Origin of the sequence: Campylobacter parajejuni (assembly GCF_046764905.1) — a bacterium.
Classification (GTDB): domain Bacteria; phylum Campylobacterota; class Campylobacteria; order Campylobacterales; family Campylobacteraceae; genus Campylobacter_D.
Genome location: NZ_JBKORB010000002.1, coordinates 155,619 through 167,137, shown reverse-complemented (window position 1 = coordinate 167,137; position 11,519 = coordinate 155,619). Strand labels below are relative to the sequence as shown.

The window sequence follows — 11,519 nt, the reverse complement described above, 5'->3', positions numbered from 1 at the left end:
AATAGCCAAATCTTAGCTAAGGCTTTTGAAAAACCAAGAAAATTATTCAGTAAAGGAAAAAAAGATGTTTAAAAAAATAATGCTAGGTGGCATAGCACTAGCTGCCACAGGATATGGGATTAAAAAGCTTTATGAAATTTATGACTCTTGCACGAGTGAGTCAAAAGCCACTCAAGAAAATAATGGGCTGATTAAAAATTTTGATGATATTCATCAAAAGCTTTATAGAATTTATAATTTCGAAGGAGAAATTTTAATCATTCAAAGAGAACTTTTTATTTTTGTAAATTTTCTTGGTTTGTCTAGCAAGATAGATGATTTTTTCGAAAAATATCAAAAGGATTTTTATGCTTTGCTTTCTCAAAAGAGAGATTTTAAAGCCTTTAACGAGGATGAAAGGGACCTTTTCTTGCGTTTTGTTAGACTTAATAATCTTTTTGCGAGCTTTGTATGGGAACTACTAGCTTATAGGGAAGCAAGAGAAGAGCTTTTCTTTGTTCATGACAGCGATGATATGAGAAAAGATTTACCCAAATTTATAGAGCTTGAGAGCTTTTTGAAAAAAGAGCTAAATATCGCAGATGAGAATGACCCTTCGTGAGATTTTTTCAGAAGGACTTGAAAGATGAAGCTAAAGAGCTAGGCAAAATGTAGTGTTAGGTCAAAGTAGAACTTCAGTTCTGGGGTAAAAAAAGTTTGGATTAGGAAAATAAAATGGCTATATTAGGTTTTATTGCTTTAGTGATTTCAATGATACTTGTCCTATCATATTTTGTTTTTGTTGCGTTATTGATTGCAATAGGTGTGCTTATAGGACTTTTTGCCTATCTTGCCAGTCAGCCTTTTCCTTACAATATAGTATTTTGCACTCTCTATGTGTTTTTGATATTGGTGCTGATAATTGGGAGTAAGAAATAGCCATCCTTGACAGGGGGGGGGGATTTGATAAAATAAGAGCTTTAAATTTTTTATCTTAAAAGAAAGGATAGTAATGCTACCAGTTATTGCAGGAGGATTTTTAGTAGCAGTGGGTGCGTTTGAGCTTGGAAGAAGAATGATTAGGAGTTCCAAGACTCAAAAAATTGCCTTAAGAGGCAAGATGGGAAGTGGCAAGACCACTTTGATACATCTTTTAAGAGGCGATGTGGAAGAATTAAAAAAAGCTAGAATGGCAACGGCTAGCACTCCCAATGAGGCTAGTGCGTCTGTAGAGGGTTGGTTTGAAGCTTATGAGTTTTATGATACAGTAGGCAATAAGGACTTTCATAGCAAAAATGAACAGGTGCAAGAAAAGTGCGATATGACGCTTTATGTCTTTAATCCCTTAGAATTCTCACAAGAAATTCTTAAAGAGCTTAGGGCTAATAAAAATTTCACAAAACTTAAGGCTATAGGAACAAGGGCTGATAAATTAGATGAGGCTAAAGAAAGGGATATTAGAGCTCAAATAGCATAAGAAGGCATAGAGCTTGAATTTTTTGAGTTGGTTGAGGGTATTTATACTAAGGAAGATTGCGAAAAAAGAAAAGAAGAGCTTATGAAATTTATCGAGAAAGCACAGGGATGATTTTTGTTAGCATACAAGGTGAGCAAGGAGGGCAAGAGAGTGCTGAAAATGGAAAAATATTAAAAAATCAACAAGAAAAAATAGACGCACTCTTAGACTTCTTAAGTGTAAATAAAATCAATGCCAATGAGGAGTTTTTTGGGAGTTTAAAAAGCATTTTTTCTGCACCCTTGTGCATCCTAAAAAGGATGTTTATAATAGAGAACGCCTAGCTATGATTTGGTGGGATAAAAATGCTGATGAGGGTGAGCTTCGTAGCACTCTTAAGCTTATGGGGCTTTCTTGGGAGGAATTTGACCAAAGTAGAGCTAAATTTAAAAGCAAGAAAAGAAAAAAAGCTCTTGTGAATTTAGCACTTGTGTTTTTGCTCTGTGCTTTGACTTTGATATTTGTAATAAAGGATAAATGATGAACTTGCCTGATAAATTAATGTTAGTTAGCGAACAAACGCATTTTAATATAGTTTACCGTCCTAATGCTAGTAAGCTATTACAAGATGAAATGAATAAGGATGAAGTGGCTCAAAATAATATTTTAGAATTAAAAGATTTAAGTCAAGATTTGCAAAATTGCATTTTAAAAATGAAGGATAAGGAGATTGCATTAAATAAGTTAAATAATCAAAAAGACTATGCTTTAATGCGTTCGCCTCTGTATGAACGGACTTTTTATACTATGAATGATTTTGAAGAGGTTTATAATAAGGACTTAGCGGAGCTTGTGCAATTGATTTTTTGCTATATGGGGGCTAAGGGCTATTGTATTAAAGTAGCAAATGAAGAAAGAAAGAATGAAGAATGCAATTTAGACCTAAGTGTGGGTGTAGATACAAAAAGCGTCATACAAGAAACAATGCAAGGCTTAGTGCAAAATGTGGCTCAAAATAAGCAAAATTTACCAGAAAATAAAGGGTTGTTGAATGTTGCAAATTCAAAACAAGGACAAGTGAGTAAAGAAGAAAAATATGAGCTAGGACACAAGGCTGAAGGTGCTATAACGCTGAAAAAATCTAAGGAAGAATTTGCCTTGTGGTTAAAGCAAAATAAAATTCGCACCGAAGCCTTGCCTGTGGGTATTAAGAGCTTGGTAGAAATGTATAAAGAAACGGGGGTGGTTAAAGGCTCATTTAAAGGAATTCGGACGGAAACAATCAATGAAAATGCTATAAGCAAGATGGAAGCAAGTTCTAAAATTATTGCTTTGATTAAGGCAGTGAGTGTGAAATTAGGAATTAAGGGGGAGTTTCATTCTAAGTTTAACGCTCAAAGCAAGAAAGAAATTAGCTATGGGGTGGAATTTTGCGAATAAAAGACTAAAGGATTTGATTAAGGAGCAAATATGATAAGACAGATAATAAAATCACCGATACCTAGTTTTAAAAAATGTAGGAGGTGCGGCAGAATGTTTTTGCATCATTCTATGTGTGATGCTCTCGATTTTATATTTCCTATTTGCCCTTCTTGCAAGGGAGAAAAGGGCGGAAAAGTAAATACAATGCTTAAGATATTGCAGCCTAAAATAAAAACTTAAGGAAAATTTAATGAATATTTTATCTGTGTTTAATCTCGCTTTTGCGTTTAAGGGTGTATTGTTGATGAGCTTTTTGAAATCATCAAAGATTTGCTTCAAAGTTACGAGCAAAATCCTAAAGAAATAGCCCAAAACATTAAAGAATTGCTAAAATAAGCGAAAAAAGCAAAAATATGAATCATCTTTTAATCCTATATAATCCTTATTATCAAAGCGATGTGATTAAGCAGCACTTAAGCATTTTGCAAGAAAAATCCCTAGTCGCCTTTGGAAAAATCAAATCCAAGCTAAATGACAGGATAGAAGAGTTTGATTTAGAGCAAATTTACCAAGCCACAAGCGAAGAGAATTTTTTGCAACTTTTTTGAGCGATTATGCGAATTTATTTGTTGCTAAGGTGATAAAGGTCTCTAAAAATACAGAAGAGAGCTTGATACCTAGCTATTATAGGCAAAAGCATTTAGAAAGAAAGCTGATTTTCTTTATCAATGGTGTTTTTTCAAAGAATTTAAGCCTTATTCAAGAGATACGCAATGAAGCCGTTCATGTTAAAGCTGCGAGTTTTGATGAGGCTAAAAGGCTAAGAAATATGCTTTTAGGCATAGAGAATGAAAGTTTGCTAAAGGGTGTTTTAATACATAAGGAAAAATTATGAAAGAATATGACAAATTAGGCTTTAGATTGGTTCAAATTTTGCTTAAATTTAATAATGGAGAAAGTCTAAGCATAGAAGAATTAGCCAAAGAATTTAATGTGGGCGAAAGAACCATACAAAGGGATTTAAATGAGAGACTTTCTTTTATGCCCATCAAAAAAGAAAAAGGCAGGTATGTTTTAGAAAGCTTTGCTTTAGGACAACTTAGCTTTAAAGATATACAAAATTTCGCCGACTTAAGTGGGATTAGTGAGCTTTATCCTAAGCTTGATAAGAGTTTTATAAGTGATTTATTAAGCCAAAGGGTTAATAAGATTTTGATGATTAAAAATGAAGCTTATGAGAGAATACCCTATGAGCTTTTTGAAGAGCTTAGTGTAGCCATACTCAACCATAAAATTTCAAACTTTTGCTACAAGGATAAAAAACGCCAAGTTAAGCCTTATAAACTGGTTAATTTCAGGGGTATTTGGTATCTTTTGGCTGATGAGAATGATAAATTAAAGCATTTTTCTTTGGCTAAAATTTCAAAACTTCAGCTAAGGGATGAAAATTTTGTCCCAAAACAAAGTTTCAAAGAACAAATTGAGAGTAATCCTAATATTTGGCTAGGGGAGAATAGGGAAGTGATTTTAAGCCTAGATAAAAGAGCTAAGGAGTATTTTTTTAGAAAGGAAGTTTTAAGCAATTATAAAATCATAGACCAAGATGAAACAAGCTACACCCTAAGCACTCAAGTTTCTTATGAAGATGAGCTTTTAAATTTAGTCAAGCAGTGGATTCCCTATATCAAAATTCTTGCCCCACTTGAGCTAAAAACAAGGCTTGAAGAGCTTTTAAAAGCCTATCTTAAGAGTATAAAATCTTAAATTTTTAAATACAGCTAACGCTTTTTATTTTTAACTCTTTTTTAGCAGTGTGAGTAAATCACAACTAAAGAAGTCAATAAATTTCTATTGCGTCATTGCGAACTTTCATTTGTGAAAGTGAAGCAATCCCCTTAATATCCTAGATTACCACGCTTTTGCAAAGCTCGTAATGACAATGTTTTAAAGCTTATTCTACTCATTTTTACAAGTTTTGATAGGATTTTAAAGAGATAAAGAAAATAAAAAAGATAAAAATTAATTTGGTTGCGAAGGGGAGATTTGAACTCCCGACCTTCGGGTTATGAGCCCGACGAGCTAACCACTGCTCTACTTCGCGGCATATAAAGTATTTGAAATAAAATTAAGAAGTGGATGGGGTAAAGGGATTCGAACCCCTGAAATGACAGGACCAAAACCTGTTGCCTTACCGCTTGGCTATACCCCAACATTTTAAAAGTGTGATTATAGTGAATTTTAATTTATTTGTCAAGCAATTTAAGTTATAATCTCAAAAATTATAAGGAAAAAAAGATGAAATTTGTTAGCGTAGAACAAGCGATTAAGGATTTGCAATCGGGAAAAATGCTTATTATGGTGGATGCAGAGGATAGAGAAAATGAAGGGGATTTGATTTTCCCTGCACAATTTAGCACTCAAGAAAAAGTAAATTTTATGATAAAAGAGGCACGCGGTGTGGTTTGCGTAGCCTTAGATGAAGCTTTGGCAAAAAAATTTGAACTTCCTTTAATGGTGCCTAAAAACACTTCCAATCACGAAACCGCCTTTACTATCACAGTGGATGCAAAAGACGCCACAACAGGGGTTAGTGCCTATGAAAGAAATATGACTATACAAATTTTTGCTGATGATAATGCTAAAGCGAGTGATTTTGTAAGACCGGGTCATATCAATCCTTTAATTGCAAAAAAAGGCGGAGTTTTGGAACGCACAGGGCATACTGAAGGCTCTGTGGATTTGTGTCATTTGGCAGGACTTAAGGGAGCTTGTGTGATTTGTGAGCTTGTAAAAGATAATGGGGATATGGCAAGAAGGGAAGATTTAGAAATTTTTTGCCAAAAATATGATTTAAATATGATAGCTGTTAGTGATATTATAGAGTATCGCTTAAAGCACGAGAGCTTAATCAAGCTTGAAGAAAAAAGCCAGAGTGTTTTAGCTGGATTTAAGGCACAAAAATTTATCTTTAGCGACCACAATCAAACCCAGCATATAGCCTTTAGTTTTAAAGAGCTAAAAAAATGCGAGAATGTTAAATTTCATATTAGTGCTAGTGATTTCGAGCTTTTAACTTCGGATAAATTTTCAAAACTCTTAGAACAAATTAAGTTTCTTAGCGAAAAGGGTGGGCTAATTGTTTTTATGCAAGGGGAAAAATCAAGCACAACTCAGTTTAAAAACTACGGCATAGGGGCACAAATTTTAAGGTATTTTGGTATAGAGGAGATTAAACTTTTATCTCAAAGTTGTGATAAAGACTATATAGGCTTGGAAGGTTTTGGTTTAAATCTTAAGGCTTGTAATTTTAACTAACATAAGGAAAAAAATGACTTTAAAAGAACAAATTTTAAACGATATCAAAGAGGCGATGAAACAAAAAGATGATTTTAAAAGAGATAGCTTAAGAACTCTAAATGCAGCTTTTAAGCAAATAGAAGTTGATGAAAGAATAGAGTTAGATGATGAAAGAATTTACAAAATCATTGCAAGTGAAATTAAAAAACGCAAAGACGCAATCGAGCTTTATTTAAAAGCCAATCGCCAAGATTTAGCACAAAAAGAACAAAGCGAAATAAGCCTTTTTGAAATTTATCTGCCTAAACAACTAAGCGATGAAGAATTAACTTTAGCCTTAAAACAACTTATAAAAGAATTAGGCGTCAGCTCACTAAAAGAGCAGGGTTTGGTTATGAAAGAAGCCAAAGTGAAATTAGGAGCGAGTGTAGATGGGAAAAGGCTAAATTTAGCTCTAAAAGAGCTTTTGAAATAAATTTTTGGAGTAGGTTATGAAAGAATTAAGTGGTTCTGCAATGATTTGCGAGGCTTTAAAAGAAGAGAAGGTTAAAATTGTTTTTGGTTATCCCGGGGGTGCTGCGCTTAATATTTACGATGAAATTTACAATCAAAAATACTTTAAGCATATTTTGGTGCGTCATGAGCAAGCCGCCTTGCACGCTGCTGATGCTTATGCTAGGATGAGTGGAGAAGTGGGTGTAGCCATAGTTACAAGCGGACCGGGCTTTACCAATACCATCACAGGACTTGCCACGGCTTATAGCGATTCTATTCCTTTGGTGCTCATTTCAGGTCAGGTGGCTAATTCTCTCATAGGCACGGATGCCTTTCAGGAGATTGACGCTGTGGGAATTTCGCGTCCTTGTGTCAAGCATAATTATTTGGTTACTTGTATAGAAGAATTTCCACGTATTTTAAAAGAAGCTTTTTATATCGCAAGAAGCGGTAGGCCCGGACCTGTGCATATTGATGTGCCAAAGGATGTGAGTGCGACTTTGGGACTTTGGGACTATCCTAAAGAAATAGCTATGAAAACCTATAAACCTGTTTATAAGGGAAATTCTAAACAGATTAAAAAACTAGCCCAGCTTTTAAAAGAAGCAAAAAGACCTTTGTTTTATTTAGGTGGGGGTTGTATTAGCTCAAATGCAAGTGAGCAAATTAGAGAGCTTGTGAAATTTACAAAAATTCCTGCTGTGGAAACTTTAATGGCTTTAGGAACCTTAAGAAGCGATGATGTTTTTAATCTTAAAATGGCGGGAATGCACGGCAGTTACACGGCAAATATGGCTTTAAGCGAATGTGATTTGCTTGTGAGTATAGGAGCTAGGTTTGATGATAGGATTACGGGCAAAACAAGCGAATTTGCTAAGCACGCTACCATAGTGCATATAGATATAGACCCAAGTTCCATTTCTAAGATTATTAATGCACATTTTCCTGTGGTGGGCGATATTAAAGAAGTCATTGAAGAACTTTTAAAAGAGTTAAAGAAGGAAAAATTTAGCACCGAATTTACAGAATGGCACGAAACTTTAAAGCGTTATAATGAGCTTTATCCACTCTCTTATGAAGATAGCGATGAAGTGCTAAAGCCTCAGTGGGTGGTGCAAGAGTGTGCGAAAATGGCACCTGAGGCAAGGATAATTACTGATGTGGGTCAGCATCAAATGTGGGTGGCACAATTTTACCCTTTTAATTACCCGCGTCAATTGGCTACTAGTGGTGGGCAAGGAACTATGGGATATTCTGTGCCTGCGGCTTTGGGTGCGAAATTGGCTGTGGGTGAAGAAGTGGTGATTAATTTTGTAGGTGATGGTTCGGTTTTGATGAATATTCAAGAGCTGATGACAGCCTATGAATACGGCATAAAAACCATACATATTATTTTAAACAATGCTTTTTTGGGCATGGTGCGTCAGTGGCAAAGCATGTTTTATGATGAGCATTTTTCTCAAACGGATTTAAGTTTGCAAGCTGATTTTATCAAAATTGCTGAGGGCTTTGGTTGTGAGGGCTTTAATATAAGCACGAAGCAGGAATTTAAAGAAGCCTTTCAAAAGGCTTTAAAAAGCGATAAAACTTCACTTTTAAATGTGATGATAGATAGATTTGAAGATGTTTTACCTATGGTGCCAGCAGGTGGGGCGATTTACAATATGATTTTACCAAAGGCAAAGGATAGATAATGAGAAGAATTTTATCGGTAATTGTTTTAAATGAACATGGGGTTTTATCTCGTATAGTCGGGCTTTTTTCAGGAAGGGGATATAATATCGACTCGCTTACTGTGGCACCTTTGGAAAATAAAGAATTCTCACGTATTAACATTGTTACTTCGGGCAATGAAAGAACTTTTGAACAGATAGTCAAACAGCTTCATAAGCTTATCCCCACTTATAAGGTTATAGAAAGCGAAGAATTTATCGATAAAGAAATGGCCTTAGTGAAAATTCCTTTAAATGAAAATTTAGGCGGACTTGATGCCGTTTTGAAAGCTTATAATGGTACTATTGCAAACAGCAATGAAAATTTTTTATTTTTGATGGTTGCTGATGATGCCAATCGCATTGATAATTTTTTAAAAACAATTAAAAAATACAATCCTAGTGATATTGTTCGCAGTGGATCTGTTTTGATGGAGATTAAATGAAACTAAGCGAAATAGCCGAATTTTTAAGTTTAGAATATAGGGGCGAGGATTTGGAAATTAGTGCTTTAAATTCTTTATTGAGAGCGAATTTCACAGAGCTTACTTATTGCGATGGCGAAAAAAATGCCAAAGACATACCCCACACCGGAGCGGCTGCGATTTTAGTGGCTAAAGAATATGAAAATTTAGTTCCTAAGGACACTAAAGCCTTAATCACTCAAAGTCCGCATTTAAGCTTTGCTTTTTTAAGCAAAATTTTTGCCAAGCCTCTTTTTAGTGAGTTAAAAAACAAGGTGCAAACCATAGCCAAGAGTGCAAAAATAATGCCTAATGTTTATTTGGGGAATAATATTTGCATAGGCGATAATGTCATCATTATGGCAGGTGCTTACATAGGCGATAATGTTAGTATTGGTGATGAAAGTATTATCCATCCTAATGTTGTCATTTATAATGATACTAAAATCGGTAAAAAATGCCATTTGCTTGCAAATTGTGTCATAGGAAGTGATGGTTTTGGCTATGCACACAATAAAAACGGCGAACATTATAAAATTTATCATAATGGCAATGTGATTTTAGAAGATTTTGTAGAAGTGGGGGCTTGCACGACCATTGATAGAGCGGTTTTTGATAGCACTATTATCAAAGCTGGAACTAAGGTGGATAATCTTGTGCAAATTGGACATAACGCTCAAATAGGACAAAACTGCCTTTTAGTCGCTCAAACAGGCATTTCAGGCTCAACAGAGCTTGGACGCAGTGTGGTAATGGGCGGACAAAGTGCCACTAGCGGACATCTTAAGATAGGCGATTTTAGCACCATAGCCGCAAGAGGGGGCGTGAGTAAGAATTTAGAAGGCGGACGCGTGTATGGGGGCTTTCCTATAATGCTACAAAAAGATTGGCTCAAACTCCAAGCTAAGATTGCTATGAAATTTAAGAACGACTAGCTTTAAATTCTTTTTGTAGTCTTCTTACTTCAAAATAAAATTGTATATAGCCTCCCTTATACCAAGTTTTATTTGCTTGTATAAGAGCTAGTCCTAATTTATAAGTGATGCTTTGTTTTTCTCTTAATGCTTCTTTGTAATCTGGGTAATCTTCAAGCTTAGGAAGTTGGATTTTAGGACATTCTTTATGGGTAATTGTAAGGGCTATTAGGAGAAAAGGCATTTTAATATAGCCTAAAAGGTTTTTAGAATTTCTTATCATACAAGAGCCAAGTTTATAGGCAAGGTGATTGTGTATCTTTGCCTTGGCTGAATTAGCTTCTATAAGAGTGATTTTTGGCATAAAAAAATCAAGTTTTTTGCCTAATTTTTTAGCTAAAATTTCATTGCTCAATTTTTTTGAAATAAACTCTTGTTCCAAATTTTCAAGTTCAAGCTTTTCTTTTTTAAAATGATGAGCGTTGAGAGTATTTTGTAAAGTTTCATTTTGCTCATTTAGTGCGTTAAGCTTGGTATGAAGATGTGTAATTTGCTCTTCCAAAGGTTTTTGTTTGACACTATCCATTCTTTGACAATACTCTTCAATCAACTCTTTATAAAACTCAAAAGATGGAAGTATGTGGGTAAAATCATAAGTAATATCAATATTTTCTTTAGTTTCTAAACTTTGCAAGTCTATGTCTTTTTCGTAAAAATTCTCATCAAGCTTGACTAAGAAAAAATGAGCCAAACCTATATGACTGATATTGTTTAAAATTTCAGTATTTTTATGTAGCCATATGCTACCTTCGCTAAGTGCTTCATTGGCCTTATTAAAATATAAAAAACTTTCTTCATCGATAATGAAAATTTCCTCTAAAGTATGCAAATGATAGAAGTGTGCAGCTATACCTTTGATGATTTTTTGCTTTGTATTTTTTAGAATAAAGCTTGCGATATTATAGGGTTTAACTTCAAAAAAATTACAAATATAAATTCCTAAAATACCATATCCTGAGTAAGAATTTTGAAATTTTAAAACATCTTTTTCATCCAGTTTGTATATTTGTTCGTTTAGTAAAGAATTTTTAAGTTCCTTGCAGGGTAAATTTTGATTAAAAAGTTCTTCAGGGGATTTTACAAGAAAATGGGGTATTTTAAAATGGGCTTGGGGATGTTTTTTGAAGATATGAAGATTGGCTATGATTTTTTCGCCAGTAATTTTCATCATAGAAAAAAGTTGATGGAAATAGTCTGTGGTAGCAAAAAAGGGATTAAGTCCTTTTTCGTTATAATATCTTTGTATATCAATGCAATTAAAATTGTATTGCTTGATTTTTTCTCTATTAAAATTATCGACGATTTTTATGTGTCTAGTCGTATCTTCACTAGGCTCTAGGGGTAGGATGAGAAAAATTACCTTTGTATTTAAATTAGCTAGAGCTTTGCATAAAAGCTCGAAATTTCTGGCCAAGCTTTGAAAACAAAGCCCACTTCTAGCAAACATATCGTATTCATTGATATTAGTTTCTATAAGAACAGCTTCGGCATTTTTAAAAAGTTTTTGATTTTTAGGATGAGTGAGTTCGTAAAGTTTTTGAAGTCCATCACAGCCACCTAGGGCAAGATTGTGAAATTCTAATCCCCCCCCCCCATTTGTCAATGCCATCTTTTAAGCCTTTTTGTAAGCCATTATGAGCGAGAGAATTGCTTCCGCCAAGCAAAATGATATTTTTCATATTTAAATCCTTAAAATAAAAGAGTAATTATATCAAAAAAA

At 34.2% G+C, this 11,519-nt stretch carries 14 protein-coding genes, 2 tRNA genes and 1 pseudogene; 13 read left to right on the top strand and 4 right to left on the bottom strand.

Features of this window, described 5'->3' with window-relative positions; translation table 11 throughout:
* Positions 1 to 64 precede the first annotated feature (64 nt).
* The 8 genes and pseudogenes from ACLL8X_RS02530 (at position 65) to ACLL8X_RS02495 (ending at position 4,621) form a co-directional block, all read left to right on the top strand.
* Positions 65 to 601 (top strand): hypothetical protein, encoded by a 537-nt coding sequence (locus ACLL8X_RS02530; protein WP_411989386.1) that lies wholly within the window; start codon positions 65 to 67, stop codon positions 599 to 601.
* Positions 602 to 714: 113 nt separating this feature from the next.
* Positions 715 to 918 carry a hypothetical protein gene (locus ACLL8X_RS02525; protein ID WP_411989385.1) on the top strand — a complete coding sequence of 68 codons (204 nt, stop codon included), beginning with the start codon at positions 715 to 717 and terminating at the stop codon, positions 916 to 918.
* A gap of 73 nt (positions 919 to 991) precedes the next feature.
* Entirely contained in the window at positions 992 to 1,456 is a 465-nt protein-coding gene (locus ACLL8X_RS02520; protein ID WP_411989384.1) for a GTPase, read from the top strand.
* Positions 1,457 to 1,512: 56 nt separating this feature from the next.
* On the top strand, positions 1,513 to 1,779 hold the full coding sequence (locus ACLL8X_RS02515; protein WP_411989383.1) for a hypothetical protein: 267 nt from the start codon (positions 1,513 to 1,515) through the stop codon (positions 1,777 to 1,779).
* Between the two features lie 2 nt (positions 1,780 to 1,781).
* Positions 1,782 to 1,976, top strand: coding sequence for a hypothetical protein (locus tag ACLL8X_RS02510; protein WP_411989382.1), 195 nt, complete (start codon positions 1,782 to 1,784; stop codon positions 1,974 to 1,976).
* Positions 1,976 to 2,875: a hypothetical protein gene (locus ACLL8X_RS02505; protein WP_411989381.1), complete on the top strand. Its 900-nt coding sequence runs from the start codon at positions 1,976 to 1,978 to the stop codon at positions 2,873 to 2,875. The genes ACLL8X_RS02510 and ACLL8X_RS02505 overlap by 1 nt, the downstream gene beginning before the upstream one ends.
* A 395-nt stretch (positions 2,876 to 3,270) precedes the next feature.
* Positions 3,271 to 3,587: pseudogene (locus ACLL8X_RS02500) on the top strand (HP0729 family protein); the annotation flags it as partial.
* Between the two features lie 161 nt (positions 3,588 to 3,748).
* The gene (locus ACLL8X_RS02495) at positions 3,749 to 4,621 is read left to right on the top strand and encodes a helix-turn-helix transcriptional regulator (protein WP_411989380.1); all 873 of its coding nucleotides are present in this window, start codon (positions 3,749 to 3,751) and stop codon (positions 4,619 to 4,621) included.
* A gap of 261 nt (positions 4,622 to 4,882) precedes the next feature.
* Here the strand turns inward: ACLL8X_RS02495 and ACLL8X_RS02490 are convergent.
* Positions 4,883 to 4,958, bottom strand: a tRNA-Met gene (locus tag ACLL8X_RS02490).
* Between the two features lie 32 nt (positions 4,959 to 4,990).
* Positions 4,991 to 5,066, bottom strand: a tRNA-Gln gene (locus tag ACLL8X_RS02485).
* 86 nt (positions 5,067 to 5,152) lie between these two features.
* Here ACLL8X_RS02485 and ACLL8X_RS02480 point away from each other — a divergent pair.
* The 5 genes from ACLL8X_RS02480 to lpxD are packed head-to-tail and all read left to right on the top strand — an operon-like array spanning position 5,153 to position 9,760.
* Entirely contained in the window at positions 5,153 to 6,172 is a 1,020-nt protein-coding gene (locus ACLL8X_RS02480) for a bifunctional 3,4-dihydroxy-2-butanone 4-phosphate synthase/GTP cyclohydrolase II (RefSeq protein ID WP_411989379.1), read from the top strand.
* Positions 6,173 to 6,185: 13 nt separating this feature from the next.
* The gene (locus tag ACLL8X_RS02475; protein ID WP_411989378.1) at positions 6,186 to 6,629 is read left to right on the top strand and encodes a GatB/YqeY domain-containing protein; all 444 of its coding nucleotides are present in this window, start codon (positions 6,186 to 6,188) and stop codon (positions 6,627 to 6,629) included.
* A gap of 16 nt (positions 6,630 to 6,645) precedes the next feature.
* Positions 6,646 to 8,343 (top strand): acetolactate synthase large subunit, encoded by a 1,698-nt coding sequence (locus ACLL8X_RS02470; RefSeq protein ID WP_411989377.1) that lies wholly within the window; start codon positions 6,646 to 6,648, stop codon positions 8,341 to 8,343.
* Positions 8,343 to 8,807, top strand: coding sequence for an acetolactate synthase small subunit (gene ilvN / locus ACLL8X_RS02465; protein ID WP_070292754.1), 465 nt, complete (start codon positions 8,343 to 8,345; stop codon positions 8,805 to 8,807). Before ACLL8X_RS02470 ends, ilvN begins: the two co-directional genes overlap by 1 nt.
* Entirely contained in the window at positions 8,804 to 9,760 is a 957-nt protein-coding gene (gene lpxD / locus ACLL8X_RS02460) for a UDP-3-O-(3-hydroxymyristoyl)glucosamine N-acyltransferase (protein WP_411989376.1), read from the top strand. The genes ilvN and lpxD overlap by 4 nt, the downstream gene beginning before the upstream one ends.
* On the opposite strand, the gene ACLL8X_RS02455 is transcribed toward lpxD, so the two are convergent.
* Together ACLL8X_RS02455 and ACLL8X_RS02450 are read right to left on the bottom strand one after the other, a co-directional pair.
* Complete coding sequence (locus ACLL8X_RS02455; RefSeq protein ID WP_411989375.1) at positions 9,747 to 11,408, bottom strand: glycosyl transferase; 1,662 nt, start codon at positions 11,406 to 11,408, stop codon at positions 9,747 to 9,749. The genes lpxD and ACLL8X_RS02455 overlap by 14 nt on opposite strands.
* On the bottom strand, positions 11,347 to 11,478 hold the full coding sequence (locus tag ACLL8X_RS02450) for a hypothetical protein (protein WP_411989374.1): 132 nt from the start codon (positions 11,476 to 11,478) through the stop codon (positions 11,347 to 11,349). Before ACLL8X_RS02450 ends, ACLL8X_RS02455 begins: the two co-directional genes overlap by 62 nt.
* Between the last annotated feature and the right edge of the window lie 41 nt (positions 11,479 to 11,519).

Excerpts from the sequence above, each read along its gene's own strand:
- ACLL8X_RS02530 (WP_411989386.1), top strand. The coding sequence starts at position 65 with ATGTTTAAAAAAATAATGCTAGGTGGCATAGCACTAGCTGCCACAGGA.
- ACLL8X_RS02525 (WP_411989385.1), top strand. The coding sequence starts at position 715 with ATGGCTATATTAGGTTTTATTGCTTTAGTGATTTCAATGATACTTGTC.
- ACLL8X_RS02520 (WP_411989384.1), top strand. The coding sequence starts at position 992 with ATGCTACCAGTTATTGCAGGAGGATTTTTAGTAGCAGTGGGTGCGTTT.
- ACLL8X_RS02510 (WP_411989382.1), top strand. The coding sequence starts at position 1,782 with ATGATTTGGTGGGATAAAAATGCTGATGAGGGTGAGCTTCGTAGCACT.
- ACLL8X_RS02505 (WP_411989381.1), top strand. The coding sequence starts at position 1,976 with ATGAACTTGCCTGATAAATTAATGTTAGTTAGCGAACAAACGCATTTT.
- ACLL8X_RS02495 (WP_411989380.1), top strand. The coding sequence starts at position 3,749 with ATGAAAGAATATGACAAATTAGGCTTTAGATTGGTTCAAATTTTGCTT.
- ACLL8X_RS02480 (WP_411989379.1), top strand. The coding sequence starts at position 5,153 with ATGAAATTTGTTAGCGTAGAACAAGCGATTAAGGATTTGCAATCGGGA.
- ACLL8X_RS02475 (WP_411989378.1), top strand. The coding sequence starts at position 6,186 with ATGACTTTAAAAGAACAAATTTTAAACGATATCAAAGAGGCGATGAAA.
- ACLL8X_RS02470 (WP_411989377.1), top strand. The coding sequence starts at position 6,646 with ATGAAAGAATTAAGTGGTTCTGCAATGATTTGCGAGGCTTTAAAAGAA.
- ilvN (WP_070292754.1), top strand. The coding sequence starts at position 8,343 with ATGAGAAGAATTTTATCGGTAATTGTTTTAAATGAACATGGGGTTTTA.
- lpxD (WP_411989376.1), top strand. The coding sequence starts at position 8,804 with ATGAAACTAAGCGAAATAGCCGAATTTTTAAGTTTAGAATATAGGGGC.
- ACLL8X_RS02455 (WP_411989375.1), bottom strand. The coding sequence starts at position 11,408 with ATGGCATTGACAAATGGGGGGGGGGGATTAGAATTTCACAATCTTGCC.
- ACLL8X_RS02450 (WP_411989374.1), bottom strand. The coding sequence starts at position 11,478 with ATGAAAAATATCATTTTGCTTGGCGGAAGCAATTCTCTCGCTCATAAT.